Source organism: Lentzea sp. NPDC036949 (assembly GCF_055608075.1).
On the sequence record NZ_JBVJRA010000002.1, the window covers coordinates 564365 to 590262 of the forward strand.

Sequence of the window (25898 nt, forward strand, 5' to 3'; positions counted from 1 at the left end):
CAGGCGCCGCACCGGTGCGGCTCTCTAGGGTCACGGCCATGCGTGATCTTGCGACGTTGCCCAAGGCCCACCTGCACGTGCACCTGGAAAGCACCGTCCGCCCCGGCACGCTCGCCGAGCTCGCCGACCGGCACGGGGTGCGGGTGCCCGCCCACACCGGGGTCTTCGACGGGTTCGGGCCGTTCGCCGCGCACAACGGCGCGGTACGGGACTGCCTGCGGGAGCCCGGCGACTTCCACCGGATCGCCTACGAGTTCTGCGCCGAGGAAGCAGCGCAGGGGACCCGCTACGCCGAGGTCACGTTCACCGCGGCAGGCCACGGGGAACGACTCGGTGATCCGGACATGCCGCTCGAGGCGGTGATCGCCGGGCTCGCCGCAGGACAGACCGCCCACGGCATCGAATGCCGTGTGATCGTGGACCACCCGAGAAGGCGGTCGGTACAGCGCTTCGAGGACTCGCTGCGGCTCGCGCGCAGGCACCCGCAGGTCGTCGCGATCGGGGTCGCCGGGGCCGAAGACCACCCGCTCACCCCGTTCACCCCCGTGTTCCGCGCCGCGCGGGAGGCCGGGATCGGGCTCGTGCACCACGCCGGGGAGACGTGCGGAGCACCGAGTGTCGCCGACGCGGTCACCGCCGGGCTGGCCGACCGGATCGGTCACGGCATCCGCGCACTCGACGACCCCGGGGTCGTCTCACTGCTGCGCGACCGCGCCGTCCCGCTCGAAGTGTGTCCCTCGTCCAACGTCGCGCTGGGACTGGTCGACTCGCTCTCCTCTCATCCGCTGCCACACCTGCTCGACGCCGGGCTGACCGTCACGCTCAACACCGACATCCCCGCCTCGACCGGCACCACCCTGACCGAGGAGTACTCACGGGTGCGCGCCGCCTTCGGCTTCACCGACACCCGCATGGCCTCCTTCGCCCTCACCGCCGTCGACGCCTCCTTCGCGCCGCCGCGGGTGAAAGCGCGGCTGCGTCACGACATCGCCGCCTGGCGCGACGGCTCGTAGCACACCAGGCCGTGCTTGGCCGCCAGCAACCCCACCAGCTCCACCACCCGGCGCCACTGCGGCCACACCACGTGCACGATCACCGCGTCCGTGCCCACCGTCAGCGCCTCGTCCCACCGGGCCGGCACCGCCGGGTCCGGTGCGGTCTGGCGCAGCTCCCGCACGAACGCCGCCACCGCCGGGTCGAACGCCCCCAGCAGCGAGGACCGCAGCTCCGCGTACCGGGCCGCCGCCTCCGCGAACGACGCCGGACCCGGCGCCCGCCACACCACCACGTCGAACGGGACGTCCATCACGCCACCTTCCCGAACACCACACCCGACAGCGCACCCAGCGCAGTCCCTCGCGAGATCCTCCGCGGACCGGGTGAGAACCACCGACCGCCGGCGCGTCCCGGCCCCCGCCGGCCGTCCGGCGACGGCCGTGAGCAGCCCGAACCCAGGCCCGGGAGCAGTGCCTGCCGCGCAGCACCCGGCCCGGCCGCGACCGGTTGCCCGTGCGATAACCGCCCCGAACCGGGCACCACCGACAACGCCACGATCGGGTCCGCTCCCGGCTCCGCGGCCCGCGCACCACCGAACGGCACCGGCCGCGGGCTCAGCGCGGGAGCCGACGGCGGGCGGGCGGCCTGGCCGGCGGCCAGGGCCCCGAACGGGTTCAGGTCCATGCCGAGCACGCTAGCGAGGGGGTCTGACAATTTTGCGTCACCGCAGGTCAGAAGCCCCGCAAAGCACCCGAAGCGGTGAGGGGGCGGTGCCGGTGAGCCAGCCCACCGGTTATTGACGCGAGGGATTCGCACCCTCCTGACTATCCTTGAGCCCAAATGGACACCCCGCTCGCTGAACTGCACAAACGCCTGCCCGAGCTCATGCCGCGTGATCAACGCCGGCTCGCCAGGCGCCTCGACGGCGCACGCAAGGTCACAGACCCCCTGGCGCGCCGCAAGATCACCGAGGAGATCGCCGGCCTGATCGACGAGGCCGCCGTCAAGGTCGCGCTGCGCAGGGAGTCCGTCCCCCCGATCAGCTACCCCGACGAGCTGCCGGTCAGCCGGCACAAGGACGAGATCAAGGACCTCATCGCGGCCCACCAGGTCGTGATCGTCGCCGGTGAGACCGGGTCCGGCAAGACCACCCAGCTGCCCAAGATCTGCCTGGAGCTCGGCCGGGGCATCACCGGCCAGATCGGCCACACCCAGCCCCGCCGCATCGCCGCCCGCACCGTCGCCGAACGCGTCGCCGAGGAGCTGGGCACCACGCTCGGCGACACCATCGGCTACAAGGTCCGCTTCACCGACCAGTCCGGCGACGACACGCTGGTCAAGCTCATGACCGACGGCATCCTGCTCGCCGAGATCCAGACCGACCGGACGCTGAGCCGCTACGACACGATCATCATCGACGAGGCCCACGAACGCAGCCTCAACGTCGACTTCCTGCTCGGCTACCTCAAGCAGCTGCTGCCGCGCCGCCCCGACCTCAAGGTCGTCATCACCTCCGCCACCATCGACCCGCAGCGCTTCAGCGCCCACTTCGGCGACGCGCCGATCATCGAGGTCTCCGGCCGCACCTATCCCGTCGAGACCCGCTACCGGCCGCTGGAGGAGGACGACGACCAGACCCAGGGCATCATCAACGCCGTCCACGAGCTGCAGGCGGAAGGCCCCGGCGATGTCCTGGTGTTCCTGTCCGGTGAACGGGAGATCCGCGACACCGCCGACGCCCTCAAAGCAGAGGACCTGCGCAACACCGAGATCTTGCCGCTCTACGCGAGGCTGTCCGTCGGCGAGCAGCACCGGGTGTTCCAGCGCCACACCGGCCGCCGCGTCGTGCTCGCCACCAACGTCGCCGAGACCAGCCTCACCGTGCCGGGCATCAAGTACGTCATCGACCCCGGCACCGCCCGCATCTCCCGCTACAGCCACCGCCTCAAGGTCCAGCGCCTGCCCATCGAACCCATCAGCCAGGCGTCGGCCAACCAGCGCAAGGGCCGCTGCGGCCGCGTCAGCGAGGGCATCTGCATCCGCCTGTACTCCGAGGAGGACTTCGAGGCCCGCCCCGAGTTCACCGACGCGGAGATCCTGCGCACCAACCTCGCCAGCGTCATCCTGCAGATGACCAACATCGGCCTGGGTGACGTCGCGAAGTTCCCCTTCATCGACCCGCCTGACAGCCGCAACATCAACGACGGCATCGGCCTGCTGCAGGAGCTCGGCGCCATCAGCACCGGGCAGAAGGGGGCGGGGGAGCAGAAGCTCACCCCCACCGGCCGCAAGCTCGCCGCCCTGCCCGTCGACCCCCGCCTGGGCCGCATGGTCCTGGAGGCCGACACCACCGGCTGCCTCAAAGAAGTCATGATCATCGCCGCCGCGCTGTCCATCCAGGACCCCCGCGAACGGCCCGCCGACGCCCAGGAAGCCGCCACCCAGCAGCACGCCCGGTTCGTCGACGCCGACTCCGACTTCGTCAGCTTCCTCAACCTGTGGCGCTACCTCAAGGAGCAGCAGAAGGAACTGTCGGGCAACCAGTTCCGCAAGCGCTGCAAGGCCGAGTTCCTCAACTACCTGCGCGTGCGCGAATGGCAGGACATCTACCTGCAGCTGCGCCAGGTCGCCAAGCAGATCGGCATGACCCTCAACGACCAGCCCGGCGACCCGCGCAACATCCACATCGCGCTGCTGTCCGGGCTGCTCAGCCACATCGGCGTCAAGGACGTCCTCAAGAAGCAGGCACCCGGTGAGAAACGCCGTCCCCTGACCGAGTTCCTCGGCGCCCGCAACGCCAAGTTCGCGATCTTCCCCGGCAGCGCCCTCGCGAAGAAACCACCCCAGTGGGTGATGGCCGCCGAGCTCGTCGAGACCAGCCGGCTGTGGGGCCGCATCGTCGCCAAGATCGAACCCGAGTGGGCCGAACGCCTCGGCGAGCACGTCGTCAAACGCACCTACTCCGAACCGCACTGGGAAGCCAAACGCGGCTCCGTCGTCGCGTTGGAGAAGGTCACCCTCTACGGGGTGCCGATCGTCGCCGGCCGCAAGGTCAACTACGGGCGCATCGACCCCGGGCTGTCGCGGGAGCTGTTCATCCGCCACGCCCTCGTGCAGGGCGAGTGGACCACCCACCACCGGTTCTTCCACACCAACCGCGCCCTGCTGGAGGAGGTCGGGGAGCTGGAGAACCGGGCCCGGCGCCGCGACATCGTCGTGGACGAGGAAACCCTCTACGAGTTCTACGAACACCGCGTCGGCGCCGACGTCGTCTCCGCACGGCACTTCGACACCTGGTGGAAGAAGCAGAAGGACAAGAACCTCCTCACCTTCACCAAGGACATGCTGGTCAACGACCGCGCCGACGTCCGCCCCGACGCCTACCCCGACCAGTGGCGCCAAGGCGAGCTCACCCTGCCGCTGAGCTACCACTTCGAACCCGGCGCCAAGAAGGACGGCGTCACCGTCCAGCTGCCGCTGCCGGCGCTCACGACGCTGGACGACGACGCGTTCTCCTGGCAGATCCCCGGCCTGCGCCACGACCTCGTCGTCGCCCTCATCCGGTCGCTGCCCAAGCAGATCCGCCGCAACTTCGTGCCCGTCCCCGACGTCGCCACCGCCGTGCTCGCCCGCATCGGCCCCGCCGACACCAGCCTGCTGGCCGGGGTCGAACGCGAGCTCAAAGCCCTCACCGGTGTCACCGTGCACCGCGAGGACTGGCAACTCGACGCCGTCCCCGACCACCTCAAGCTCACCTTCCAGGTCGTCGACGAGCACAACCGCACCCTCGCCGAGGGCAAGGACATCGCCGCGCTGAAAACTCAGCTGCGCGCCGAGGTCCGCGAGTCGCTGTCGCAGGCCGCCGGGCACCTCGAACGCACCGGGCTCACGACCTGGGACTTCGACGCCCTGCCCCGCACCATCGAGCAACGCCAGTCCGGCATCACCGTCACCGCCTACCCGGCGCTGGTCGACCGCGGTGACAGCGTCGCCGTCAAGGTCCTCGACACCCCCGGCCGCCAGGCCCACGCCCACCGCCGCGGAGTGCGCAGGCTGTTGCTGCTGGGCGTCAACTCACCGGTCAAGCACCTGCAGCGCCACCTCGACAACGCCTCCAAGCTCGCGTTGACCCGCAACCCCCACGGCGGCGTCGCGAACCTGCTGTCGGACTGCATCACCGCCGCCGTCGACCGGCTCATGGGCGAGCCCGCCTGGGACGCCAAGGCCTACGCCGCACAGCTGAAGAAGGTCCAGGCCGCGCTCACCGACACCACCTGGGTCACCGTGCAGGAGGTCCGCAAGGTCCTCGAAGCCGCCCACGAGGCCGAGCTCAAGCTCTCCGGCCTCAAGGGCGCCCCTGACTCGGTCAACGACATCCGCGGGCAGCTCAACTCACTGGTGTACAAGGGTTTCGTGACCGACACCGGCTACGACCGGCTCCCGGACCTCGTGCGTTACCTCAAGGGCATCAGCCGGCGCGTCGAGAAGCTGCCCGAGAACCCGCGCCGTGACCTCGAATGGACCGAGAAGGTTCACCAGGTCCACGCCGAGTACCGGGAGCTGCGCGCCCAGAGCCCCGCCGACGAGCCCGCACCCGAGCTCGACGAGATCCGCTGGATGATCGAGGAACTGCGGCTGTCGTACTTCGCGCAGACCATCGGCACCCGCTACACCGTCAGCGACAAGCGCATCTACAAGGCACTCGACGCCGTACCGCTGTGAGACCTTCGCGGAAGCCGGGGAAGCTCGCGGCTGAACTGCGGGTTCCGGGTCAGCCGCGACCGGACCGGTGTCGAAGCGTTGCCGGTGGACGCGGTAGGCCGTGTCACATCCGCACGCAGTCGGTCCCCCAGTGTTTCGCGTCGGGGCCCCACAGTTCTCCGCAGGTCCACGACCCCGCCGGCGCCTTCCAGGCGCCGGTGAGCTCGAACCAGCCGCCCGGTTTGAGGTTGGCGCGGTATCCGCTGCGCTTGTCGATCCCGGCGGGGCCGTTGTACACGTGGGCGTCGACGTTGTAGAGCGTGTAGTTGCAGGCGTTGATCACGTGGACCCAGTACACGGTGCCGGAGTTGGGATGGGGGTCAGTGCGAACGCACCCGTCGACCGCCGCCGCGGTGTTCGTGAGGGTCGCGCTCAACGCTGCGGCCATGAGCACAGCCGTTCCGAAGATGGCTTTGACGGATCTCATCTCGACACCCCCGTGTCACCTTCACGCATCCATGGCTGTGGTGCGTTCACCCGCTCCTGCAACTGACCAATGTGCCAGCCTTGACGCAGCCGGGGTGCGATTTCGAGCCTTCGACCACCCGAAAGAGGTGCTCGGTCGACCGGCGGCGAGCACCGCCGCGAGCACTTGGCCTGCCATCGGGGGTCCGCCCCGGCGATCAGCCCGGACCCCGCCGCAGCGGCAGCCGACCAGGCGATCTCACCGGTCGGCGACGCCCAGCAGTCGTTCACCGGTGCGGTAGAGCTCCAGCAGCAACGGCCGCAGCGCCACACCGGCGCCGGTCAGCGCGTACTCGGTCCGGGCGGGGAAACCGGGGGAGCGGTCGCGGCGCACCAGCCCCCGCGCCACCAGACCGTCCAGCCGCTCGGTCAGCACCTTCGCGCTGAGCTGCGGCAACCCCGCGCGCAACCCGCTGAACGACCGCGGCCCGCCCATCAGGTCGCGCAGCACCAGCGTCGCCCACCGGCCGCTGACCGCCGCCAGCGCCACCTCCACCGGGCACGCCGCCGACGGCGCCACCGTCCGGCCCCGCTCGGTCGGCACCAGCTCCTCGTCCCAGGTCACCGTTTGGTGACCCATGCCGGCGTTCGCCACGCTGAGCCCATGAGCATCCACCCCGTCAGTGTCGCCCACGCGTTCGCCGCCGCGTTCAACTCCCGCGACGCCGGCGCCGTCGACGCGGTCTACGAACCCGGCGCCCTGTTCGTGCCCCGGCCCGGCTACACCGTCACCGGCAGCGACCGGCGTGCCGCCAACCAGGAGTTCCTCGACACCGGCCTGCCGATCACCGTCACACCGCGCCACGTCTACGCCCACGACGGAATCGCGCTGCTCGTCGTGGACTGGGCCATCGGTGACGTCACCGGCACCGCCACCGACGTCGCCCGCCTCGGTGCCGACGGGCGGTGGCGGTACGTGATCGACAACCCGTTCGGCACCAGGGCCTAGCCGCGTGGCGTGACCGACACGACCGCGTCCACCACCTCGCGGCCCGAGAGCAGCACCTCGTCGTTGTGGTCCGCGCCCGCCACCTCGACCAGCCGTGCCCGTGCCGCCGCGGCCACCGCCCGGCTCTGCGCCGGCGGCACCACCGAGTCCGCCGTCCCCAGCAGCACCACCGCCGGCACGTCCAGCCCGGCCACCCGCTCGGCCACCGGGTACTTGTCCTGCAACAACATCTTCACCGGCAGGAACGGGTAGTGGTGCGAGCCCACCTCGGCCAGCGACGTGAACGGTGAGCGCAGCACCAGCCCTGCCGGTGCCCGCCAGGTCGCGAGCTCCACCGCCACCGCCGCCCCCAGCGACTCGCCGAAGTAGACGACCGGCCCGTCGACCAGGTCCAAGGCGGCGCGGGCGTCCATCGCCAGGCCCTCCTCCGAGGGCGTGCCCGGGTTGCCGCCGTAGCCGCGGTAGTCGAACAGCAGCACCGACACCCCCGCGTCGACCAGTGCCCGCGCCAGCGGCACCCGGCCCAGCCGGTTGCCGCCGTTGCCCGGGAACACCACCACCGTCGCCGGGGCGTCACGGGTCTCGAAGTGCCAGCCGTCGAGCAGCAGGCTGTCCGCCGTCACCAGCCGCACGTCCCGCCCACCGGGCAGGACCTCCTCGGCGGACGGCAGCGGACCGGGGGACGGGAAGTAGACCAGCTTGCGCTGGAACGCGAAGACCACGGCGACGATGGTGACAACCACCGCCGCCGAGATCAACACCGCCCCGCGCACCCGCTCATCTCAGCAGCACAGGTCGGTGTTCGCGACCTGCGCGAACACCGGGGTGACGAACCCGCGCCACGACGATCACCCCGGTCAGTCGCCGGGCACGAACGGCACCAGCACCACGGTGATGTTGTCGTGCCCGCCCGCGTCCAGCGCCACCTTCACGAAGTCCTCCGGCCCGCACGGCAGCAGCGGCTGCAGGTCCTCCGGCAGCGGCCGGTAGTTGTGCAGGCCGTCCGAGCACAGCAGGAACGTCCCCGGCGTGCTCGGCCGCAACGTCACCACCTGCGGCACCACCGGGCCCGCGTCCGCGCCGATCCACCGCGACAGCACGTGCGCGCGCCGGTCGGTGCGGGCCTGCTCCTCGGTCAGCACCCCCTCGGCCACCAGCTGCGCCGCCCACGTGTCGTCCGCGGTCAGCTGCCGGGAGCCCTCCTGCGCAAGCCAGTAGGCCCGCGAGTCGCCCACCCAGCCGATCGTCACCGCCGAGGGCGTCACCACCGCCGAGACGAACGTGCACGAGGGCGCCACACCGCGGCCACCGGCCTCGACCGGGTCGGTCTCCACCAGCTGCTCCACCGCCAGGCACGCCGCCGCCACCGCGTCCACCATCGCCTGCTCGGCGTCCGCGGCCTCGATCAACGCGTTGAGCAGCACGTCGACCGCCGCGTCGGCCGCGGCCTGCGAGGCCTGCTCCGCGCGTTCGGACGACGCCACCCCGTCGCACACCACCGCGGCCACACCGGCGCCCGCGACCTGGCCGAACGCCATCGAGTCCTCGTTGCGGGCCCGCCGCTTGCCCCGGTCGCTCACCCCCGACACCGCGCCCAGCGCGTACTCCACCCGGTCCCGCGCCGACGGCTGGTGCCGGCCGCACTGGGTGCAGTAGTCCTCGTCGTCGATGTCGGGTGATCCGCACAGGATGCACGAGGCCTGCGCGGGACCGGTCGGTCCGCCGATCGGCGTGCGCCGCACCAGCAGGTTGCGCCCGCACGCCTCGCAGAACCGGTCCTCCGCGGCGATCGGTGCGAAGCAGTCCGGGCACTTCAGGGTGTCCATCAAACCAACGTCCTAGGCCTTACCGCGTTCGCGCGGTCCACCAATGCGATCCGTTCCTCCGGCGTGGCCGCGAACCGGGCCAGCGTGCGGTAGCGCCGCTCGAGACCCAGCCGAAGCTCGTGTTCGGAGAGTGCACAGTCCAGCACCCTGCCCTCGGCGGCGTGATTGCGGGTCACGTAGTCGAACGCCGCCTCCAGCAGCTCGGCCGCGAGCTGCGTGTGCGAGTGGCGGTCGATGTCCAAGGCCCGCAACCGTTCCCCGGCCGCGACGAGGTCTTCCGCGGCGCAGTCGCCGAGCTGCGCGCGCACCGCGAGGATCTGGGCGGCCAGGTGCTGGGAGGAGGTGTCGGGCACCGACAGCAGCACCTGCACCGCTCGCGCGCGGTCACCGCACGCGAGCAGCACCCGCGCCAGTCCGAACGCCGCCGACACGTGTGCGTGGTCGGTGCGCCACACCAGCTCGTACCAGCACGTCGCCGACTCCAGGTCTCCGGTCGCCTCCGCGCACACCCCCAGCGCCAGCTTCGGTGCCGCCTCACCCGGCAGTGCGGAGCACACGGCGTCGAAGAACCCCAGCGCCTCGTCGGCGCGGCCGTCGCGCAAGGCCGCCAGGCCCCGGTACCAGTCCGGCCGCCAGTCCTCGGGGTCCACGTCCGGTTCGTCGAACAGCGGCGGCACCGTCAGCGACTCCAGCTCCCGCAGCGCCGCCGCGGTGTCACCGGACTCGATCAGCACCCGCACGATCCGCAGCCGCACCTCGACGGTGTACTCCGGTGCCTTGCGCAGCCCCGCCGGGTCCGACGTCGCCGCCGTGGCCAGCCACGAGGCCGCCGCGTCCGAGGTGCTCACGCTCGGTGCCGGCAACGCCAGCGCCGCCTCGACCAGGTCCAGGCCGCCCTCCACGCCGAAGCGGCGGCGTTCGGGGGTGAACTGCTTGGACATGCCCGGCCGCGGCACGCCGTCCTCGATCGCCAGCACCTCGCGCAGCACACCGGTCAGCTGCTCGGCCATGTCCTCGGCACTGGCGAAGCGCAGCTCCGGGTTCGGGTGCGTCGCGCGCAGCAGCAGCCGGTGGAACGACGAGAACCGCGCCAGCAGCGGCTGCTCCTGCGGGGTGGGCAGCCGGTCCTTGCACGTGCCGCGGAAGTCGAACGGGAAGCACATCACCGCCAGCGCCCGCCCGACCGTGTAGATGTCGGAGAACACCGACGGGCCGATCGTGCCGATCTCCGGTGCCTGGTAGCCGATCGTGCCGTAGATGGGGGAGTGGTGGTCGTCGATGCGCCGCACCGCGCCCAGGTCGATCAGCTTGAGCTGCTCCTCGGTGTGGATCATGTTGTCCGGTTTGAAGTCGCAGTACAGCAGTCCCACCCCGTGCAGGTAGCCCAGTGCGGGCAGGATCTCCAGCACGTAGGCGATCGCCTGCGCCAGCGGCAGTGCCTCGTCCCCGCGGCCCTCCCGCCGCCGGCTGGTGATCATCTCCTTGATCGACTCGCCGCCGACGTACTCCATCACGATGTAGTCGACCAAACCGCCGGTCTCCCGGTCGGCGTGCCGGATGAAGTTGTGGATCTTCACGATGTTGGGGTGCTCGACCTCGGCGAGGAACCGCCGCTCCGCCAGCGCCGCCGCCATCGCGTCGGCGTCGCCGGAGTCCAGCAGGCCCTTGAGCACCACCCACCGGTCGCTCACCGCGTGGTCCAGCGCCAGGTACAACCAGCCCAGGCCGCCGTGCGCCAGGCACCCCAGCACCTCGTACTGGTCGTGCAGCACCTCACCGGGTGCGAGCTTGGGCGTGAACGAGTAGCGGTGCCCGCACTGCGGGCAGAACCCCTGCACCCGGCCGGGGCTGCCCTCCCGCGTCCGCCCGACCTTCTTGCCGCAGCGGGAGCAGAACCGCTTCGCCTCCGGCACCTCCGGGGCAGCCAGCACCGCGGTCGTCGGGTCCCGGTAGGGCACCCGCGGCACCTCCACCAGCCCCGCGCCCAGCCGGCCCCGGCTCATCGAGCGCACCGAGGTGCGCCGCGCCCGCCCCGACCCCGTCGCCGCCGGCTGCGACACCGACCACGGCGCCGTCCCCGGTGAGGTGGCGGGGGAGGTCGCGGGTCCCGTGCCGCGCTCCGCGGGTGCCGTCGCCGGTCCGGTGACGGGCAGGTCCAGGTCCTCGCTCATCACGGCCCTCCTCAGTCCCGATACCGCGCGACCGGCGGCTGCGGGGCCGGGCCCAGCGTGCCCAGCCACCGCCGGTAGGTCTGCGCCCACGTGCCGTCGGAACGCATCCGCTCCAGCACGCCGTTGACGAACCGCACCAGGTCCTCCTGCCCCTTGGGCACCCCCACCCCGTACGGCTCCTCGGTGAACCGCGCCCCCACCACCTCGGTGTAGGGGTCCTGCGCGGCCAGGCCGGCCAGGATCGTGTCGTCGGTGGAGATCGCCTCCACCTGCCCCTGCTGCAGCATCACCAGGCAGTCCGTCCAGTTCGGCACCGACACCAGCGTGCGCGCCCTGCCCGCGACGTTGCCCAGCGAGGTCGAGCCCGTGGCCACGCACACCCGCTTGTCGCTCAGGGCGCCGACACCGGAGATGCCCGAGTTGCGCCGCACCAGCACCCGCTGGCCCGCCTGGTAGTACACGGCCGAGAAGTCCACGTCGCGCAGCCGCTCGCAGGTGATCGTCATCGTCCTGGCCACGACGTCGACCTCGCCGCGTTGCAGCACCCCGATCCGTTCCGCTGCCGTGACCACCTTGAACTGGACCTTCGCCGGGTCGCCGAAGATCGCCCGCGCGATCTGGCGCGCCACGTCGACGTCGAAGCCCTCGATCTCGCCGGTGAAGGAGTTGCGGAACCCCATCAGGTACGAGTTCTGGTCCACCCCGGCGATCAACCGGCCGCGCTGGAGGATGCGGTCCATCGCCGAGCCCTGCGGCATCTGCCCCGCGGGCGGCAGCGGTCCCGGGCGCAGGCTCGCCGTCGCGTCGCACTGCGGCGCCGGACCGGGGGAGGACGTCGGGGCGCCCGTCACCGTGCTCGCCCCCGCCGGCAGCGGTGCCGGCACCTCCTCGGGCACCACCTCGCTGGGGACGGGGCCGCCCGTGCAGGCCCCCGCCAGCAGCACCGCCGCGAGCACGAGCCGCCTCATCGGTACTCCTTGAGCCGCTGCCACAGTCCCGTCGTCGACCCGGCCGCGCTGATCAGCGACAGCACCAGCACCCCCACCACCGTGCCCGCCAGCGTCGAGCGCGCCACCGCGACCTCGTCGCTGAAGTCCTGCCGCGCCTGACCGATCGCCTGCACCAGGGCGAGGTCCAGCGAGTCGAAGTAGGGCAGGCTGATCTGCTTGACCGCCTCGGTGTACTGCCCGGCGTCGTCGGCCTCCCGGATCCGCTGGTGCACCTGCTGCCACTGCTCGAACGCCCGCCCGGCCTGCTGCACCGGCTCACCGCCACCGGGGCGTGCCTGCTCCAGCAGCCCCTTGAGGCGCGCGGAGGTGTCCACGAAGCTCTTCTCGTAGGTCTGCCCGGCGCCGCGCGCCACCAGCGTGAGCGTCTCGTCGCCGCGGGCGGTCAGCGTCGCGATCCGCGCCTGGGCGAGCACGTCGGCCTGCTGCGAGGCCGTGCGGCTGTCGCTGACGTCGCGCATGACCAGCAACGACACCGTCGTCACCCACAGCAGTGACACCACCGCCGCGCCGGTCGCGACGAGCAGCCCGATGTTGAGCACGCGGTTGGTCTTGCGGGTCAGGTACCGCTGGGTGAGCAGCAGCCCCACCACGAACAGCACCGCGACCCCCACCTCCGCCACCGGGAACCGCGCCTCGTCCTGCGCCCGCGTCACCCGCCCGGTCTCGGCGGCGTAGAGCTGCTGCGCCGCGGGCAGCAGCTGGGTGCGCATCAGGTTCGACGCCTGCCGCAGGTAGGCCGCGCCCACCGGGTAGCCCTGCCGGTTGTTGCTGCGCGCGGTCTCGATCAGCCCGGTGTAGACCGGCAGCTGTGCCGACAGCGTCGCCGTCAGCTCGGGGGAGGAGGCCGTCGCCACCGACAGCGCCGCCTGCGCCTGCGCGATGTCCTTCTCGTAGCGCTCCCGCAGCCGCACCGGCTCGAGCCCGCCCGACAGGAACGCGCTCGCCGCCGTCGCGTCCGCGTCCTGCAGCGACCGGTACACCTCCTGCGCGGCGTGCGCGAGCGGCTCCGACCGCGCCGACAGGTCGTCGAGGGCCTGCGACTGCCGGACTACGCCGTAGGTGGTCAGGGTGCCGCTGGCCAGGCTCGCCAGCGCCAGCACCAGGATGATCAGGCTCAACCGCCCCGGCGTCGACCGCGCCAGACCGGTGATCCGGCGCACGAGCGCCTGCCGGGGGTGCGCGTCGATCACCACGATCTGCCCTCCCTGCAGCGGTGCCTGCCCGGTGCGCGGTCGCTGATCCGGTGATCGTCACCACGCCGCGTGGCGTAACTGTAGGCATCCGGGCACCACCGCGTGCGAATTCGCGACCGGACGTGCGAGGTGTCACCAGGCCGTAACCGCGCAAATCAGCTCCGCCACCCGTACGGCGGTTGCGTCAGCGGCCACCGGTGTCTGCCTGGCGGGTGGTGACCAGCCGCTCCACGCCGTCGAGGATCATCTCCAGGCCGAAGTCGAACGAGTGCTCCGGGCTGAACGCGCTGTGGTGCTGCTCGCCCACCGCGCCGCCCACCCGTGCCGCCACCGGGTAGCGGGCCGGGTCGAACACCGTCATCAGCACCGGTGCCGCCGCGTCCCACCACTGCTGGTCGGTCAGACCGGTCTCCTTCTCCGTCAGCGCCGCCGCCGTCAGCCCGCGCGCCGAGTTGTGCACGTGACCCAGCACCAGGTTCAGCACCGAGTCCATCTCCACGTCCGACAGGCCGATGCCCTCCAGGCCGCGCAGCTCGAAGTCGTACTTGGCCGCCACCTGCGGGCCCAGCACCGTCCGCGACGGCGCCACCTGCAGCAGCCACGGGTGCCGCCGGTGCAGGGCGAGGTTCTCCCGCGCCACGGATGCCAGGTGCGCGCGCCAGCCCGCGGCCGGGATGCGGCCGGTCTCCTGCTGCACGGTGTCGACCATGACGTCGATGAGCTCGCCCTTGCCGGGCACGTAGGTGTAGAGCGACATCGTGCCCACGCCCAGCGCCTCGGCGACCCGCCGCATCGACAGCGCCCGCAGGCCCTCGGTGTCGGCGAGGTCGATGCCGGCCCGCACGATCCGGTCCACGCTCAGGTCCGGTTTGCCCTTGCGGCTGGTCCGCTCCTGGGTGCGCCACAGCAACGCCAGCGTCCGTGCCGGGTCACCGCTGCCCGTGTGTTCGATCACGACGACGACACTACCGTACCGTATGCTGTACGGTACAGAGTATGTTCGCCCCTGCCGATCCGCCCCGCCTCGGTCAGCTCGACGGAAAACCCCTGCTCGACGCCCTGCCCGCGGCGCTGGCCGGTGAGGACTACTGGGCCGTGGCCGCCGCCACCGCGCTGCACCTCGTCGCCCGCGGCCGCATCGTGCCCGGGGTGACCGCCTCCGGGCACGACACGTGGCGGATCGGGCCGCTCGACCACGCCGACGAGCTGCACCTGCGCGCGCTGGCCGCGCACGGGTCCTATGACCAGCTGCGCGCGTTCATGGACGCGGTCGCCGACACCCTGCCGCGCGGGGGCGACGGGCCGTTCGCGGCGGCCGAGCCGTGCGCGGTGCCCGAGCTCAAGGCCTGGGCCGACGAGCAGATCACCCTGTCGCTGCGGCTGGACCTGGACTTCCGGGCGACGCTGCAGGTCCGCGCCGTCACCGACGCCCACCCCCGTGACGTCGCCGGCTCCGGGCGCGAGCTCGACGCCATCAAGGCGATCCGGCGGTCGAGCTGGACACCGCTGCACCGGCTGCTCGACCAGGCTTCCCCGCACCACCTCGACCTCACCGACGACGAGGTCGGCTCGCTGCTGGGCAGCGACATCGAGGTCCACTGGCCCAGAGAGCTCAACACCACCCTGGCCGCGAGGGCGGTCATCGGCCAGGCGAGCGGGCAGTTCACGGCCGGGGAGCTGCTCACGTTCGACTGGCAGCTCGCCCTGGGCGGCGACCCGCTCACCGCCGCCGAGATGGACCTCATCGCCGAGGCCAGCCGCCCCGTCGTGCGGCTGCGCGACCAGTGGGTGCTGCTCGACCCCGCACTCGCGAAGAAGGCCCGCGCACGGCTCGCGCCGATCCCCGCGGTCCAGGCCGTCACCGCCGCCCTCACCGGGGTCGCGGTCATCGACGGCGAACACGTCGAGGTCGCCCCGCACGACCTGGCCCGCACCGTCACGCAGATCCCCGAGATCGCCCAGCCCGCGGCATTGCGCGCCACCCTGCGCGACTACCAGCTGCACGGCCTGCGGTGGCTGGCGCACCTGACCTCCCTCGGCCTGGGTGCCTGCCTGGCCGACGACATGGGCCTGGGCAAGACCATCACGCTCATCGCCCTGCACCTGCACAAAGACCTCGACGCACCGACGCTCGTCGTCTGCCCCGCCTCACTGCTGGGCAACTGGGAACGCGAGCTGCACCGCTTCGCACCCGGCGTGCCGGTCACCCGCTACCACGGTCCACACCGGACGCTGCCCGGCCGCGGCGTCGTCCTCACCACCTACGGCACCATGCGCCTGGACGCCGAGGTCCTGCGCGAGCACACGTGGGGCATGGTCGTGGCCGACGAGGCCCAGCACGTCAAGAACCCGCACTCCGGCACCGCCACGGCGTTGCGCGCCATCCCGTCGGCGGCGCGGGTCGCGCTGTCGGGCACACCGGTGGAGAACTCGCTGTCGGAGCTGTGGTCCATCCTGGACTGGACGACACCGGGCCTGCTCGGCACGCACCGCGCGTTCCGCGCCCGCTGGCCGGAGCCCGACGACACGCTCGCCCGCGTCGTGCGGCCGTTCCTGCTGCGCCGCCGCAAGTCCGACCCCGGCGTCGCACCCGAGCTGCCCGCCAAGACCGAGACCGACCTGCCCGTCTCGCTCACCACCGAGCAGGCCGCCCTCTACGAGGCGCTGACCCGCGAGACCCTCGACCGGATCGCCACCGCCGACGGCATGGCCCGCCGCGGCCTGGTGCTCACACTGCTCACCGGCCTCAAGCAGATCTGCAACCACCCCTCGCAGTACCTGGGCCACGACACGCTGCGGGGCAGCTCCGGCAAGCTGGAGCTGCTCGACGAGCTGCTCGCCACGATCCTCGCCGAGGACGGCTCCGTGCTGGTCTTCACCCAGTACACCGCCATGGCCCGCCTGCTCGAACAGCACATCACCGCCCCCACCCTGTTCCTGCACGGCGGCACGCCCGTCGCCCGGCGCGAGCAGATGGTCGAGGACTTCCAGGCCGGTCGCGCCCCGGTGTTCCTGCTGTCGCTCAAAGCCGCCGGCACCGGGCTCAACCTCACCCGCGCCGACCACGTGATCCACTTCGACCGCTGGTGGAACCCCGCCGTCGAGGACCAGGCCACCGACCGCGCCCACCGCATCGGCCAGACCCGGCCCGTGCAGGTCCACAAGCTCGTCACCGAGGGCACCGTCGAGGAACGCATCGCCGCACTGCTGGCGCGGAAGCGCTCCCTGGCCGACGCCGTGCTCACCGCGGGGGAGTCCGCCTTCACCGAACTGACCGACGCCGAACTCGCCGAGCTCGTCGAACTGAGGAGCACCCGATGACCGCCCGCGGGTTCGCCGCGTTCCCGAAGACCAAGCGCCGCGTCGCCACCACCTGGTGGGGAAAGACGTGGGTGAAGGCACTGGAGGACACCGCTCTCGACACCGCCGTGATCCGCATGGGCCGCCGCTACGCCCACGCCGGCGTCGTCGGCCCCATCACCGTCAGCCCCGGCCGCCTGCACGCCCAGGTCCACGACGACGACACCGTCTACAGCACCACCGTGCACGTCCCGGAGCTCACCGAGCTCCACTGGGGACGGTTCCTCGACCGCGTCGCCGAGCAGTCCGGTCACATCGCCGCCCTGCTCGACAACGACATGCCCCGCACCCTGGTCGCCTCCGCCGCCGACGTCGGCGTGGACCTGCTGCCCGGCATCGGCGACCTCGACCCCGACTGCGACTGCCCCGGCTGGGAGTTGCCCTGCCGCCACGCCGCCGCACTGGCCTTCCAGGTCGGCTGGCTGCTCGACGCCGACCCGTTCGTCCTGCTGCTGCTCAAGGGCAAACCCGAACAGGAACTGCTCGACGCACTGCGTTCCCGCATCGCCGGACCCGTCGGCACCAGAACACCTGTGGTGGTTTCCGACGTCGCCGCAGGTCAGCTGCCCGCACGACCGGGCGTCCCGGCCACCACACCTGTGGTGCTCGCGGTCGAGGCGCCACCGGGCTTCGCCGCCGAGGATCTCGTGGCACTGATGGAGATCGCCGCCGCCCGCGCCCGCGCACTGCTGCGGTCGGGCACCCTCGAAGGGTGATCACCGAGAAGCAGAAGATGATGACCGGCCGGCTGTACCGCGACTCCGACCCCGAACTGGTCGCAGCCGGCACCGACAACTTCCGCGGCCTCACCGGGCCGCCGGTGCCGCGCGACCTGCGCATCACGCTCAACTTCCACCCCGGCCACGGGGTGCTGGCCGCCCTCGCCCGCGACGGCGTCTACCGGTCCCAGTTCGAGACCGGCACCGGCAACGGCGGCCTCACCGCCCACCCCGGCGGAGCCCGCTGGCAGTGGGAGAGCCGCCTGTTCGGCGGCGCCTACGACCACGCCCCACCCGCCGCGCGCCCCAAGTACGGGGCGCTCAACCACCGCCGCAGCGAGTTCGGCGGCGCACCGCGGTTCGGCTCGGCGCACCTGCGGCTCACCGAGAACACCCTCGACCGCAGCACGTTCTGCTACCCCGACAGCGTCTTCGAACCCGTCGACTTCGGCACCGCGCGGCACATGCCGCTGATCGCCCTCACCGGCCACCGCGACCTGCTCGACGACTACGTCGAGGCCCACGTCCACGGCCCGGTCACCCTCGCCGACGTCGAGGCGGTCGTGCTCGACCCGTCCTTCCGCGGCACCGAGGTAGAGGACGCCGCGCACGCCTTGGACACCCGCGTCGAGTGGCACAGCGGGTTCCGGATGTCCACAACGGACCTCGACCCCGGCTTCCGCACGCCCGAGTCGGTGGAGCTGGGACTGCGCATCGCCGTCGACGGCGTCATCGACCCGTGGGTCCTCGCGCAGGCCGACGCCGACCCGCAGGTCAGGAAACACCTGTGGCACCACCTGGCGCATACAGCGCTGCGAGGTCCCGCACCACCGCCGTGACCCGCTCGCGCAGCTCCGCCGGCTCCAGCACCTCCACCTCCGCGCCCAGCCGCAGCAGCATCCCCGTCGCGTGCGAGACCGACTCGATCGGGATCGTCACCCGCGTCCACCCGCCGTCGGGCACCGCCGAGTCCTCCGCCGCCCGCGCCACCACCGGCAGCACGTGCACGGCGAACGACTCCCAGCCGCGCGGCGACAACCGCAGCACCGCCGACCCCGTGTGCTGGCGTGCCTGGAAGTCCTCCAGCGACGCCGCCCAGTGCGCCGCCAGGTCGAAACCCGCCGGGCGTTCGAACGTCCCCTCCAGCGCCCGCACGGCCTGGATCTGCGCCACCCGGTAGGTCGAGATGCGCGAGGACCCCAGCGCCACCAGGTACCAGCGGCCCGCCTTCAGCACCAGGCCGAGCGGGCGCAGCACCCGCGTCACCTCCTCCGGAGCCTGCCAGCGCCGGTAGGAGACCTCCAGCAGCCGCGCGTGCCACACCGCGTCGGCGACCAGCTCCAGGAACGGCGACCGCTCCGGGTCGTAGTACCAGGCAGGGGCGTCGAGGTGGAACCGCGTGGCCATCCGTGCCGCCCGGTCGCGCATCGGCGAGGGCAACGCCGCCATCAGCTTCAGCTGCGCCGCCGACACCGCCGCCCCCAGACCCAGCTCCGCCGCCGGACCCGGCAACCCGGCCAGGAACAGCGACTCCGCCTCCTGCTCGGTCAGGCCCGTCAACCGGGTGCGGTAACCCTCCAGCAGTTGGTAGCCGCCCGCCGGGCCCGCGTCGCCGTAGAGCGGCACCCCGGCGGCGTGCAGCGACTCCACGTCGCGGTAGATCGTGCGGACCGACACCTCCAGCTCGTCGGCCAGCGCCTGCGCGGTCATCCGCCCCTTCGCCTGCAACAACAGCAGCAACGACACCAACCGGCTCGCACGCACAGAAATACACTGCCACAAGGTGTCAGCAGTGGGCTCATACGTTCGACGCATGGCGTTCTACGAGAAGAACCTGACGGTGCGCGAACCCCTGGTGGTCGCGGGCAGACACGTGAAGCGGTACGAGGTGGTCACCCCCGGACTGGAGATCACCGACGACGTCCGCGCCGCCGCGTACGACTTCCTGCCGACGATCTACCCGGACTTCGCCGACCCCACCCCGCCCGCCACGGTCACCGTGCTGCACCGCAGCGCCGCGGGCATGTACCTCAACGCCTACAACTGGGTCTGGGACAACGTCCTGCACTGCCGCACCGCCGTCTCCGGCGACCAGCCGTTCCTCGGCTCCACCGACCCCGACCTCACCCGCTTCAGCGTCATCCCCAAGGACCTCATCGGCTGCGTCTGGGAGCTGCCGCCGCTCGAACACGAACGCAGGGCCTGGGTGCGGCACGTGCTCGACACCGACGAGCCGGACCTCACCGCCTACCTCGCCGACAGCCTGGCGCGGGGACCGGTCGGCCGATGAGCGACTGGACGGGGGCGCCGTCCCGGTAAACGGCTGGACGGGGTGGTTAGGTTCGCAGACATGACCACCCCCGAGAACGTCGTGCGCGCACTGGCCGAACCGTCGAGGCTGCGGGCGTTCGCCGCCGTCGTCCTCGGCGCGGGAACGCTGGCCGACGTCGCCGCCGCGTCCGGGCTCAAGGTCAAGGACGCGGGCGTCGCACTGCTCAAGCTGCGCGAGGCCGGGCTGGTCGAGGGAGAACCGGCCCGCCCGGCCGACCTCAAGCCGCTCGCCGCCACGCTCACCCAGGCGATGCCCGCCGACGGGCTCGCGCCGTTCGTGCGCGGCGACAAGCTGATCTCGCTCCCGGTGGCGGCCGAACGCCGCCGCAAGATCCTCGAACACGTCGCCGCACGCGCCTTCACCGCCCGCGAGTACTACGACGAGAAGCAGGTCAACGAACGGCTGCGGGCGTGGTGCGACGGGGGAGAGGTCGACCACGTCACCCTCCGCCGCTACCTCGTCGACCACGGCCTGCTCGAACGCGGCGGCGGCATGTACCAGGCCCAGCCCCTGCCGATCTGATGCCGCGGTCTAACCCCGGCCGATGTAGGGCATGGCCGTGGCCATCACGGTCATGAACTGCACGTTGGCCTCCAGCGGCAACCGCGCCTGGTAGAGCACCGCGTCGGCCACGTGCCGCACGTCGAACGTCGGCTCCGGCCGCGTCTCGAGGCCGGCCTGCAGCACGCCCCGGCCCATCCGCTCGGTCATCGGGGTGGCCGCGTTGCCGATGTCGATCTGCCCGCAGGCGATGTTGTGCGCGCGGCCCTCCAGCGACAACGACTTGGTCAGCCCGGTCATCGCGTGCTTGGTCGCGTTGTAGGCCACCGCGTGCGGGCGCGGCACCGACGCCGAGATCGAGCCGTTGTTGATGATCCGCCCGCCGCCGTGGGTCTTCATCACCCGGAACGCCTCCCGTGCGCACAGGAACGCGCCCGTCAGGTTCACCCCGACGACCTCCTCCCACGCGCTGAGGCCGAAGTCCTCGACCGGTGTGGCCGGCACGGTGGTGCCGGCGTTGTTGAACAGCACGTCCACCCGGCCCCAGGAGTCCACCACCGCCTGGAAGAGAGCGCTCACCGAGTCCTCACGCGACACGTCGGCCGGTACCACAAGCGCGGTGTCCGGGAAGCCCTCGGCGGTCTCGCGCAACGCGTCCGCGCGCCGACCGGCCAGCGCCACCCGGAACCCCGCGGCCAGCAGGGTGCGCGCCGCCGCACGCCCCACACCCGAACCCGCTCCCGTCACGACCGCTACCGCCATGCCCGCTTCTCCCCTCGATCCAGCGATTGCCCGCGGTGTCGAGTGTGGAGTAATCACCACTGGTGGAACATGAAGAGGACACCTGCCTGCTGTGCGCGGGGTCGGGGACCATGTCGTGGCAACAGCCGGTGTTCGGTGACGAAGGCCTTGTCGTGCAGGAGATGTCACACCCGTGCCCGCGCGGCTGCTCGGGCTGGTGGCGGGTCCCGGCGGCCGAGCGCAGCGGCATCGTCGCAGGGAACGTCGCACGTGCCAACGAGATCCCGGCGGGACCGTCCACCCCGGCCTGATCACCGGGTCGTCACCGAGCGTGAACGATGGGGTTCACCCATTATTGCCAAGGGGTCCCTTTTTCGGCGGCTGCGGCCACTCGGAGTAGAAGCGGACACTGTCGTCCTGTGAAGGAGTGCAGCCGTTGCCATGGATCTGGGCTCAACGAGGACCGGACCGCCTGCCGCGCGTGCGGCGGGCTCGGCCAGGTCCCCGACCGGTAGTGAGCTCAGTCCTTCCTGGTCATCAGAGTAGGGCCGAGGATGCGGCGGGCGAGCCGCCGCGACAGCGACCTGCGTCGGCGCACGGGCGCCGGCGCGGGTGCCGCCTTCGGTTCCTCTGACGTGATCTTCGCGAACACCTCGGTCGCCGGCTCTGCACTGCCGGACTGTTGATCGATCGGCACGCGAGGATCTTGCCATCGCGCCCTCCTGCGCCCCGCACGAGGGCAGGCCTGCCGTGACCCCGGTCACGGCCACCACATCGGACGCCGGGGGCACCGGAGACGGTCAGGCCGAAGTCCCGGGCACACCGGTCAGACCGGTGCTGCCGCGCGGGCTGCGCCGGCCGGTGAGGTACTGCTCCAGCGCCTGCCGGCGGGCGCGGATGCGCCGCTCCTGGTCCAGCAGGTCGTCGCGGACCTGCTGGACCATGGTGAGCAGGTCGGAGCACGCGGTGCTCTCGTGGCCGCCGCCCACGCAGGGCACGACGTCGCGCAGCACCCTGGAGGACAGCCCGGCGGCGAGCAGGTCCTGGACGAACTCCACCACGCCGACCGCCTCGGGCCCGTAGTCGCGGTACCCGTTGGGCAGGCGCTCGCTGCGGATGAGTCCCTGCTCCTCGTAGTAGCGCAGAGCCCGCGTGCTCGCGCCGGTCGCCCGGCTGAGCTCTCCGATGCGCATCACGTCCCGCCTTCCCGGCCGTCGGCTTGACCTTCACGTTGACGTCAATGTTTAGGTTAGCCGCCATGACAACGGCATCCGAGATGAAGGGCCGCCACGCCCTGGTCACCGGCGGGTCGAGCGGCATCGGCGAGGCCATCGCGGACGCGCTCGCGGGCCACGGGGCGAACCTGGTGTTGGTGGCCCGCGATCCCGACCGGCTGGAGAAGACCGCCGCCGGACTGCGCGAGCGGCACGGTGTCGTCGTGCGGTGCGTGCCGCTCGACCTCGACGAGCCCGGCGCTCCCCACCGCCTGCTGGAGGTCGTGCGGGAGGCGGGTGTCGAGGTGGAGATGCTGGTCAACAACGCCGGCACCAGCTCACGTGCGCCGGTGGCCGACAGCGACCCCGCCGCCCTGCGCCGGCTGGTGGACCTCAACGCCGGTGCCCTGACCGAGCTGACCGCGCTCGTGGTCGCCGGGATGGTCCGGCGGGGCCGCGGATCGGTCGTCAACATCGCGAGCACCGGGGCCTACACCCCGGCGCCCGTGCTCGCCGCCTACGCGGCGTCGAAGGCCTACGTCCTGTCCTTCACGCAGGCGTTGTGGGCCGAGACGCGCTCCAGCGGCGTCCGCGTGGTCGCGGTGAGCCCGGGACCGACGCGGACGGCGATGAACGCCCGGCCCGGCCGCGGGAAGCGCGATCCCGCCCAGGTCGCCCGCACCGCGCTGGCCGCACTGGAGCGCCGCGGGCCGGCCGTGGTCGACGGGCACCTCAACAAGCTCACCGCCTTCCTGCTCCGCAGGACACCTCTGCGCCTGGTCGCCGCACTCGCCCTGCGCGCGACCCAGCCGTAATCCGGTGGACAGGCCGGACAGGATGCCGGTGTGGAACGCCTGCGGACCGAACGGCTGACGCTGCGCCCGCTCACCGAGTCCGACGTGGACGACCTGCGGCGGCTGCACGCCGACCCCGAGGTGATGCGGTTCCTCGACCCCGCGCCCGTCGAGCACTACCTGGCCGGCGGTTTCCACGCGGCGGTGGAGCGGCGCACCGGGCGGTGGCTGGGCTGGTTCGAGCTCGGGGACACCGGTGCCGGTGTGTTCGAGCTGGGCTACCGGCTGCGCCGCGACTGCTGGGGCCGCGGGTACGCCACCGAGGGGGCCGGGGCGCTGGTCGAGCACGCGTTCCGCGCACGCGGGGCGCAGCGGGTCGTCGCGACCACGATGGCGGTCAACGCCGGGTCGCGGCGGGTCATGCGGAAATGCGGGCTGCGGTACGTGCGCACGGTGTTCCCGCAGTGGGACGAGCCGCTGCCCGGCGCCGAGCACGGTGACGTCGAGTACGAGCTGACCCGCCAGGAATGGGAGTCGGCGTGATCGAGTTGGGGTGGGCGAGGGGTTCACAGCCGAAGGGGGTCACGCATGTGGGAGACGGACGTCGTCGACGTGGACGCGTACTTGGAGCGCACGGGAGCGTCCGCGTCGAGCTCGCTCGCGGAGCTGCATGAGGCGCACGTGCGCGCCATTCCGTTCGAGAACATCGACGTGATGCTGGGTCTCGTGCCGTCGCTGGACATGGCCGACATCCAGGACAAGCTCGTCCACCGCCGCCGCGGCGGGTACTGCTTCGAGCACCAGCTGCTGTTCACGGCGGTGCTGGAACGCCTCGGGCACACGGTGCAGCGGCGGATGAGCCGGGTGAGGACCGGCCCGCGCACGCACATGATGTCCATCGTGGACGGTCAGCTCGCCGACGTCGGGTTCGGCGCGGGGATGCTGCACCCGATGCCGTTGCGCGACGGCGCGGTCGTGGACCAGGCGGGGTGGCCGCACCGGCTGCGGCGCGCGCAACGCCGCTGGGTGCTGGAGAAGCAGACCGCGGACGGCTGGGAGCTGCAGCACGCGTTCGAGGACGACGTCGAGCAGCTGCCGGTCGACTACCTGGCGGCCAACTACTACGTGGCCACGCACCCGAGGTCGCCGTTCAGCGGTCAGCTCGTCGTGATGCGCCTGGAACCCGGTCTGAGCCGGCGGCTGGTCGGCCGCACGCTCACCGTCGACCGCGCGGGCGCCGAACCGGAGCGGGTCGAGGTCGAGGACCTTGGTGCGGCACTGGAGTCGCTGGACATCGCGCTCACCGAGAGGGAGCTGAGTCACATCGGCTCAACTTCAGGAACACCCGTGCCCGCACATTCGTACTAATAGATGTAGGGGATCGCACATCGGAGGTGTTGCACATGACCACCGCGACTCCGTTCACCGCTGGAGCCACGACCGGCGTCAACGCACTGCCCACCCCGCCCAGCGGCTGGCCGATCGGGTCCTACGCCACCTACGAAGAGGCGCAGCGAGCCGTCGACCACCTGGCGGACAACGACTTCCCGGTCGCCGACGTCACCATCGTCGGTGTCGAGCCGATGATCGTCGAACGCGTCACCGCGCGCCTGACCTGGGGCCGCGTGCTCGGCGCCGGCGCCGCGTCCGGTGCCTGGTTCGGTCTGTTCGTCGGTCTGCTGCTCGGGTTGTTCTCGACCGGCGGCGCCATCGCCCCGATCGTCACGGGTCTGCTCGTCGGTACGGCTTTCGGTCTGGCCTCGTCGGCCATGCGCTACGCGGCCACACGCGGCAAGCGCGACTTCGCCTCGACCACGCAGCTGGTCGCGGGCCGCTACGACGTGCTGAGCCACCCGCGCAGCGCCGAACGCGGCAAGGACATGCTGACGAAGCTGGCGTGGCGCGGATGAGCGCCCCGCTGACCGCCGGGGAACTGCGCGCGGCGGTGGAAGAGATCAGCCTCAGGAGCGCCGAGCTGAGCTCGGCAGCGGCCCAGCTGGCCGCACGCGCCGACCGCGACCTCGGCCGCGACGTCGCCGAGGTCGTGAAGGACCTGCGCGCCGCGGCCCGCCAGCTCGGCGTGGCGCAGCTCCTGCTCGAACCGGCGGGCGCCGACCTCGCCGCCTAGAAGACCAGCTCCCACCACGCGGAAGGGGCGGCAGACCTCCGGGTCTGCCGCCCCTTCCCCTGTGTCCGGGCTCCTTCCCGCGTCGGCTGGACGAGAACGCGACTGCCTCGTCCGGCCGGGGGAGATCGCTGCCGCGACCTCGCGGACCCGGTGCGCCACACCCCTCGCAGTGCCGCGGGCTCCGCGAACCCGACGGCGGCCGCGGGGCGGTGGTGACGCGGTCTCGGTGTCGTACCGAAGTTGGCGTCGATGATCGCCTCGAACTCGGCGCTCACCCACGCCGGGTCGGCGTACACCAGGTCCGCGAACGCCCTCTCACCGGTCGTCAGCACTTTGTACCACTCCTCGATGAAGAGCTAGCAGGTACATATTTTTTGTAGCGCGCACTGTAGGTTTAGTCAACCACTCGATAGAGGAGTCCGGCGTGCCGCTCAGCGACCTCGACGACGAGGACTACCCGGCCTACAGCATGGGCAGGGCGGCCGAGCTGCTCGGCGTGCAGCAGGCGTTCCTGCGCAGCCTCGACGCGGCCGACGTCCTCGTGCCGCAGCGCTCCGACGGCGGTCACCGCCGCTACTCCCGCCGTCAGCTCGGCCTCGCCCAGCGCTTCCGGGCCCTGTTCGACGACGGTCACCCGCTGGCCTCCGCGATCGTGATCGTCCGGCTGCAGGACGACCTGACCGCCGCGAAAGCCCAGGTGACGGACCTCCGGGCGCGGCTCGGCACGAACTGACCCCA

Annotated in this window: 29 protein-coding genes; 15 read left to right on the forward strand and 14 right to left on the reverse strand. The window is 71.9% G+C overall.

Annotated elements, in window-relative coordinates; translation table 11 throughout:
* Nucleotides 1-38 precede the first annotated feature (38 nt).
* Nucleotides 39-1013: an adenosine deaminase gene (add, locus tag ACZ7CD_RS08405; protein WP_360394721.1), complete on the forward strand. Its 975-nt coding sequence runs from the start codon at nucleotides 39-41 to the stop codon at nucleotides 1011-1013.
* On the opposite strand, the gene ACZ7CD_RS08410 is transcribed toward add, so the two are convergent.
* Together ACZ7CD_RS08410 and ACZ7CD_RS08415 are read right to left on the reverse strand one after the other, a co-directional pair.
* Nucleotides 980-1306 carry a hypothetical protein gene (locus ACZ7CD_RS08410; RefSeq protein WP_360394718.1) on the reverse strand — a complete coding sequence of 109 codons (327 nt, stop codon included), beginning with the start codon at nucleotides 1304-1306 and terminating at the stop codon, nucleotides 980-982. The genes add and ACZ7CD_RS08410 overlap by 34 nt on opposite strands.
* Complete coding sequence (locus ACZ7CD_RS08415) at nucleotides 1306-1680, reverse strand: hypothetical protein (RefSeq protein WP_470378632.1); 375 nt, start codon at nucleotides 1678-1680, stop codon at nucleotides 1306-1308. The genes ACZ7CD_RS08410 and ACZ7CD_RS08415 overlap by 1 nt, the downstream gene beginning before the upstream one ends.
* 156 nt (nucleotides 1681-1836) lie before the next feature.
* Here ACZ7CD_RS08415 and hrpA point away from each other — a divergent pair, with 156 nt between their 5' ends.
* Entirely contained in the window at nucleotides 1837-5718 is a 3882-nt protein-coding gene (hrpA, locus tag ACZ7CD_RS08420; protein WP_470378633.1) for an ATP-dependent RNA helicase HrpA, read from the forward strand.
* Nucleotides 5719-5821: 103 nt separating this feature from the next.
* Here hrpA and ACZ7CD_RS08425 read toward each other — a convergent pair whose 3' ends face one another.
* Together ACZ7CD_RS08425 and ACZ7CD_RS08430 are read right to left on the reverse strand one after the other, a co-directional pair.
* Nucleotides 5822-6184, reverse strand: coding sequence for a hypothetical protein (locus ACZ7CD_RS08425; RefSeq protein WP_360394711.1), 363 nt, complete (start codon nucleotides 6182-6184; stop codon nucleotides 5822-5824).
* Nucleotides 6185-6421: 237 nt separating this feature from the next.
* The gene (locus ACZ7CD_RS08430; protein WP_470378634.1) at nucleotides 6422-6802 is read right to left on the reverse strand and encodes a winged helix-turn-helix transcriptional regulator; all 381 of its coding nucleotides are present in this window, start codon (nucleotides 6800-6802) and stop codon (nucleotides 6422-6424) included.
* Nucleotides 6803-6826: 24 nt separating this feature from the next.
* Here ACZ7CD_RS08430 and ACZ7CD_RS08435 point away from each other — a divergent pair, with 24 nt between their 5' ends.
* On the forward strand, nucleotides 6827-7171 hold the full coding sequence (locus tag ACZ7CD_RS08435; RefSeq protein ID WP_470378635.1) for a YybH family protein: 345 nt from the start codon (nucleotides 6827-6829) through the stop codon (nucleotides 7169-7171).
* Here the strand turns inward: ACZ7CD_RS08435 and ACZ7CD_RS08440 are convergent.
* From ACZ7CD_RS08440 to ACZ7CD_RS08465, 6 genes are all read right to left on the reverse strand, one after another.
* Nucleotides 7168-7944, reverse strand: coding sequence for an alpha/beta hydrolase (locus ACZ7CD_RS08440; protein WP_470378636.1), 777 nt, complete (start codon nucleotides 7942-7944; stop codon nucleotides 7168-7170). The two genes, ACZ7CD_RS08435 and ACZ7CD_RS08440, sit on opposite strands and share 4 nt — an antisense overlap.
* Before the next feature lie 84 nt (nucleotides 7945-8028).
* The gene (locus ACZ7CD_RS08445) at nucleotides 8029-8997 is read right to left on the reverse strand and encodes a PP2C family protein-serine/threonine phosphatase (protein ID WP_360394701.1); all 969 of its coding nucleotides are present in this window, start codon (nucleotides 8995-8997) and stop codon (nucleotides 8029-8031) included.
* Entirely contained in the window at nucleotides 8997-11168 is a 2172-nt protein-coding gene (locus ACZ7CD_RS08450; RefSeq protein ID WP_470369234.1) for a serine/threonine-protein kinase, read from the reverse strand. Before ACZ7CD_RS08450 ends, ACZ7CD_RS08445 begins: the two co-directional genes overlap by 1 nt.
* An 11-nt stretch (nucleotides 11169-11179) precedes the next feature.
* Nucleotides 11180-12136: a glutamate ABC transporter substrate-binding protein gene (locus ACZ7CD_RS08455; RefSeq protein WP_470369235.1), complete on the reverse strand. Its 957-nt coding sequence runs from the start codon at nucleotides 12134-12136 to the stop codon at nucleotides 11180-11182.
* Nucleotides 12133-13371 (reverse strand): hypothetical protein, encoded by a 1239-nt coding sequence (locus tag ACZ7CD_RS08460; protein ID WP_470378637.1) that lies wholly within the window; start codon nucleotides 13369-13371, stop codon nucleotides 12133-12135. Before ACZ7CD_RS08460 ends, ACZ7CD_RS08455 begins: the two co-directional genes overlap by 4 nt.
* Before the next feature lie 184 nt (nucleotides 13372-13555).
* The gene (locus ACZ7CD_RS08465) at nucleotides 13556-14326 is read right to left on the reverse strand and encodes a TetR/AcrR family transcriptional regulator (protein WP_470378638.1); all 771 of its coding nucleotides are present in this window, start codon (nucleotides 14324-14326) and stop codon (nucleotides 13556-13558) included.
* Between the two features lie 41 nt (nucleotides 14327-14367).
* Here ACZ7CD_RS08465 and ACZ7CD_RS08470 point away from each other — a divergent pair, with 41 nt between their 5' ends.
* The 3 genes from ACZ7CD_RS08470 to ACZ7CD_RS08480 are packed head-to-tail and all read left to right on the forward strand — an operon-like array spanning nucleotide 14368 to nucleotide 18289.
* Nucleotides 14368-16692, forward strand: a complete 2325-nt coding sequence (locus tag ACZ7CD_RS08470; RefSeq protein ID WP_470378639.1) for a DEAD/DEAH box helicase — start codon at nucleotides 14368-14370, stop codon at nucleotides 16690-16692.
* Nucleotides 16689-17447: an SWIM zinc finger family protein gene (locus tag ACZ7CD_RS08475; protein ID WP_470378640.1), complete on the forward strand. Its 759-nt coding sequence runs from the start codon at nucleotides 16689-16691 to the stop codon at nucleotides 17445-17447. The genes ACZ7CD_RS08470 and ACZ7CD_RS08475 overlap by 4 nt, the downstream gene beginning before the upstream one ends.
* Nucleotides 17444-18289, forward strand: a complete 846-nt coding sequence (locus tag ACZ7CD_RS08480; protein WP_458432293.1) for a DUF3626 domain-containing protein — start codon at nucleotides 17444-17446, stop codon at nucleotides 18287-18289. Before ACZ7CD_RS08475 ends, ACZ7CD_RS08480 begins: the two co-directional genes overlap by 4 nt.
* On the opposite strand, the gene ACZ7CD_RS08485 is transcribed toward ACZ7CD_RS08480, so the two are convergent.
* Nucleotides 18225-19214 carry a helix-turn-helix transcriptional regulator gene (locus ACZ7CD_RS08485; protein WP_470378641.1) on the reverse strand — a complete coding sequence of 330 codons (990 nt, stop codon included), beginning with the start codon at nucleotides 19212-19214 and terminating at the stop codon, nucleotides 18225-18227. The genes ACZ7CD_RS08480 and ACZ7CD_RS08485 overlap by 65 nt on opposite strands.
* Before the next feature lie 49 nt (nucleotides 19215-19263).
* Between ACZ7CD_RS08485 and ACZ7CD_RS08490 the strand changes: the two genes are divergently transcribed.
* Nucleotides 19264-19740 carry a hypothetical protein gene (locus ACZ7CD_RS08490; protein WP_458432292.1) on the forward strand — a complete coding sequence of 159 codons (477 nt, stop codon included), beginning with the start codon at nucleotides 19264-19266 and terminating at the stop codon, nucleotides 19738-19740.
* Nucleotides 19741-19800: 60 nt separating this feature from the next.
* Entirely contained in the window at nucleotides 19801-20304 is a 504-nt protein-coding gene (locus ACZ7CD_RS08495) for a DUF2087 domain-containing protein (protein ID WP_470378642.1), read from the forward strand.
* 9 nt (nucleotides 20305-20313) lie between these two features.
* Here ACZ7CD_RS08495 and ACZ7CD_RS08500 read toward each other — a convergent pair whose 3' ends face one another.
* Entirely contained in the window at nucleotides 20314-21045 is a 732-nt protein-coding gene (locus ACZ7CD_RS08500; protein WP_470378643.1) for an SDR family oxidoreductase, read from the reverse strand.
* Nucleotides 21046-21107: 62 nt separating this feature from the next.
* On the opposite strand from ACZ7CD_RS08500, the gene ACZ7CD_RS08505 reads away from it, so the two are divergent.
* Complete coding sequence (locus ACZ7CD_RS08505; RefSeq protein WP_360394667.1) at nucleotides 21108-21335, forward strand: hypothetical protein; 228 nt, start codon at nucleotides 21108-21110, stop codon at nucleotides 21333-21335.
* 209 nt (nucleotides 21336-21544) lie between these two features.
* Here the strand turns inward: ACZ7CD_RS08505 and ACZ7CD_RS08510 are convergent, their stop codons facing one another.
* Together ACZ7CD_RS08510 and ACZ7CD_RS08515 are read right to left on the reverse strand one after the other, a co-directional pair.
* The gene (locus ACZ7CD_RS08510; protein WP_360394664.1) at nucleotides 21545-21721 is read right to left on the reverse strand and encodes a hypothetical protein; all 177 of its coding nucleotides are present in this window, start codon (nucleotides 21719-21721) and stop codon (nucleotides 21545-21547) included.
* 103 nt (nucleotides 21722-21824) lie between these two features.
* Nucleotides 21825-22217: a MerR family transcriptional regulator gene (locus ACZ7CD_RS08515; protein WP_470378727.1), complete on the reverse strand. Its 393-nt coding sequence runs from the start codon at nucleotides 22215-22217 to the stop codon at nucleotides 21825-21827.
* Between the two features lie 65 nt (nucleotides 22218-22282).
* On the opposite strand from ACZ7CD_RS08515, the gene ACZ7CD_RS08520 reads away from it, so the two are divergent.
* The 6 genes from ACZ7CD_RS08520 (at nucleotide 22283) to ACZ7CD_RS08545 (ending at nucleotide 25893) form a co-directional block, all read left to right on the forward strand.
* Nucleotides 22283-23053: an SDR family NAD(P)-dependent oxidoreductase gene (locus ACZ7CD_RS08520; protein ID WP_470378644.1), complete on the forward strand. Its 771-nt coding sequence runs from the start codon at nucleotides 22283-22285 to the stop codon at nucleotides 23051-23053.
* A gap of 30 nt (nucleotides 23054-23083) precedes the next feature.
* Nucleotides 23084-23575, forward strand: a complete 492-nt coding sequence (locus ACZ7CD_RS08525) for a GNAT family N-acetyltransferase (protein WP_458432289.1) — start codon at nucleotides 23084-23086, stop codon at nucleotides 23573-23575.
* Nucleotides 23576-23620: 45 nt separating this feature from the next.
* The gene (locus ACZ7CD_RS08530; RefSeq protein ID WP_458432288.1) at nucleotides 23621-24400 is read left to right on the forward strand and encodes an arylamine N-acetyltransferase family protein; all 780 of its coding nucleotides are present in this window, start codon (nucleotides 23621-23623) and stop codon (nucleotides 24398-24400) included.
* Between the two features lie 35 nt (nucleotides 24401-24435).
* Nucleotides 24436-24942 (forward strand): YflT domain-containing protein, encoded by a 507-nt coding sequence (locus ACZ7CD_RS08535; RefSeq protein WP_360394652.1) that lies wholly within the window; start codon nucleotides 24436-24438, stop codon nucleotides 24940-24942.
* Nucleotides 24939-25160, forward strand: a complete 222-nt coding sequence (locus ACZ7CD_RS08540; protein ID WP_360394649.1) for a hypothetical protein — start codon at nucleotides 24939-24941, stop codon at nucleotides 25158-25160. The genes ACZ7CD_RS08535 and ACZ7CD_RS08540 overlap by 4 nt, the downstream gene beginning before the upstream one ends.
* Before the next feature lie 424 nt (nucleotides 25161-25584).
* Nucleotides 25585-25893, forward strand: coding sequence for a MerR family transcriptional regulator (locus ACZ7CD_RS08545; protein ID WP_470373951.1), 309 nt, complete (start codon nucleotides 25585-25587; stop codon nucleotides 25891-25893).
* Nucleotides 25894-25898: the final 5 nt, after the last annotated feature.

Bases quoted from the DNA above. Each gene is read 5' to 3' on its own strand.
- add (WP_360394721.1), top strand. From the start codon at position 39: ATGCGTGATCTTGCGACGTTGCCCAAGGCCCACCTGCACGTGCACCTG.
- ACZ7CD_RS08410 (WP_360394718.1), bottom strand. From the start codon at position 1,306: ATGGACGTCCCGTTCGACGTGGTGGTGTGGCGGGCGCCGGGTCCGGCG.
- ACZ7CD_RS08415 (WP_470378632.1), bottom strand. From the start codon at position 1,680: ATGGACCTGAACCCGTTCGGGGCCCTGGCCGCCGGCCAGGCCGCCCGC.
- hrpA (WP_470378633.1), top strand. From the start codon at position 1,837: ATGGACACCCCGCTCGCTGAACTGCACAAACGCCTGCCCGAGCTCATG.
- ACZ7CD_RS08425 (WP_360394711.1), bottom strand. From the start codon at position 6,184: ATGAGATCCGTCAAAGCCATCTTCGGAACGGCTGTGCTCATGGCCGCA.
- ACZ7CD_RS08430 (WP_470378634.1), bottom strand. From the start codon at position 6,802: ATGGGTCACCAAACGGTGACCTGGGACGAGGAGCTGGTGCCGACCGAG.
- ACZ7CD_RS08435 (WP_470378635.1), top strand. From the start codon at position 6,827: ATGAGCATCCACCCCGTCAGTGTCGCCCACGCGTTCGCCGCCGCGTTC.
- ACZ7CD_RS08445 (WP_360394701.1), bottom strand. From the start codon at position 8,997: ATGGACACCCTGAAGTGCCCGGACTGCTTCGCACCGATCGCCGCGGAG.
- ACZ7CD_RS08450 (WP_470369234.1), bottom strand. From the start codon at position 11,168: ATGAGCGAGGACCTGGACCTGCCCGTCACCGGACCGGCGACGGCACCC.
- ACZ7CD_RS08455 (WP_470369235.1), bottom strand. From the start codon at position 12,136: ATGAGGCGGCTCGTGCTCGCGGCGGTGCTGCTGGCGGGGGCCTGCACG.
- ACZ7CD_RS08470 (WP_470378639.1), top strand. From the start codon at position 14,368: ATGTTCGCCCCTGCCGATCCGCCCCGCCTCGGTCAGCTCGACGGAAAA.
- ACZ7CD_RS08475 (WP_470378640.1), top strand. From the start codon at position 16,689: ATGACCGCCCGCGGGTTCGCCGCGTTCCCGAAGACCAAGCGCCGCGTC.
- ACZ7CD_RS08490 (WP_458432292.1), top strand. From the start codon at position 19,264: ATGGCGTTCTACGAGAAGAACCTGACGGTGCGCGAACCCCTGGTGGTC.
- ACZ7CD_RS08495 (WP_470378642.1), top strand. From the start codon at position 19,801: ATGACCACCCCCGAGAACGTCGTGCGCGCACTGGCCGAACCGTCGAGG.
- ACZ7CD_RS08500 (WP_470378643.1), bottom strand. From the start codon at position 21,045: ATGGCGGTAGCGGTCGTGACGGGAGCGGGTTCGGGTGTGGGGCGTGCG.
- ACZ7CD_RS08515 (WP_470378727.1), bottom strand. From the start codon at position 22,217: ATGCGCATCGGAGAGCTCAGCCGGGCGACCGGCGCGAGCACGCGGGCT.
- ACZ7CD_RS08520 (WP_470378644.1), top strand. From the start codon at position 22,283: ATGACAACGGCATCCGAGATGAAGGGCCGCCACGCCCTGGTCACCGGC.
- ACZ7CD_RS08530 (WP_458432288.1), top strand. From the start codon at position 23,621: ATGTGGGAGACGGACGTCGTCGACGTGGACGCGTACTTGGAGCGCACG.
- ACZ7CD_RS08535 (WP_360394652.1), top strand. From the start codon at position 24,436: ATGACCACCGCGACTCCGTTCACCGCTGGAGCCACGACCGGCGTCAAC.
- ACZ7CD_RS08540 (WP_360394649.1), top strand. From the start codon at position 24,939: ATGAGCGCCCCGCTGACCGCCGGGGAACTGCGCGCGGCGGTGGAAGAG.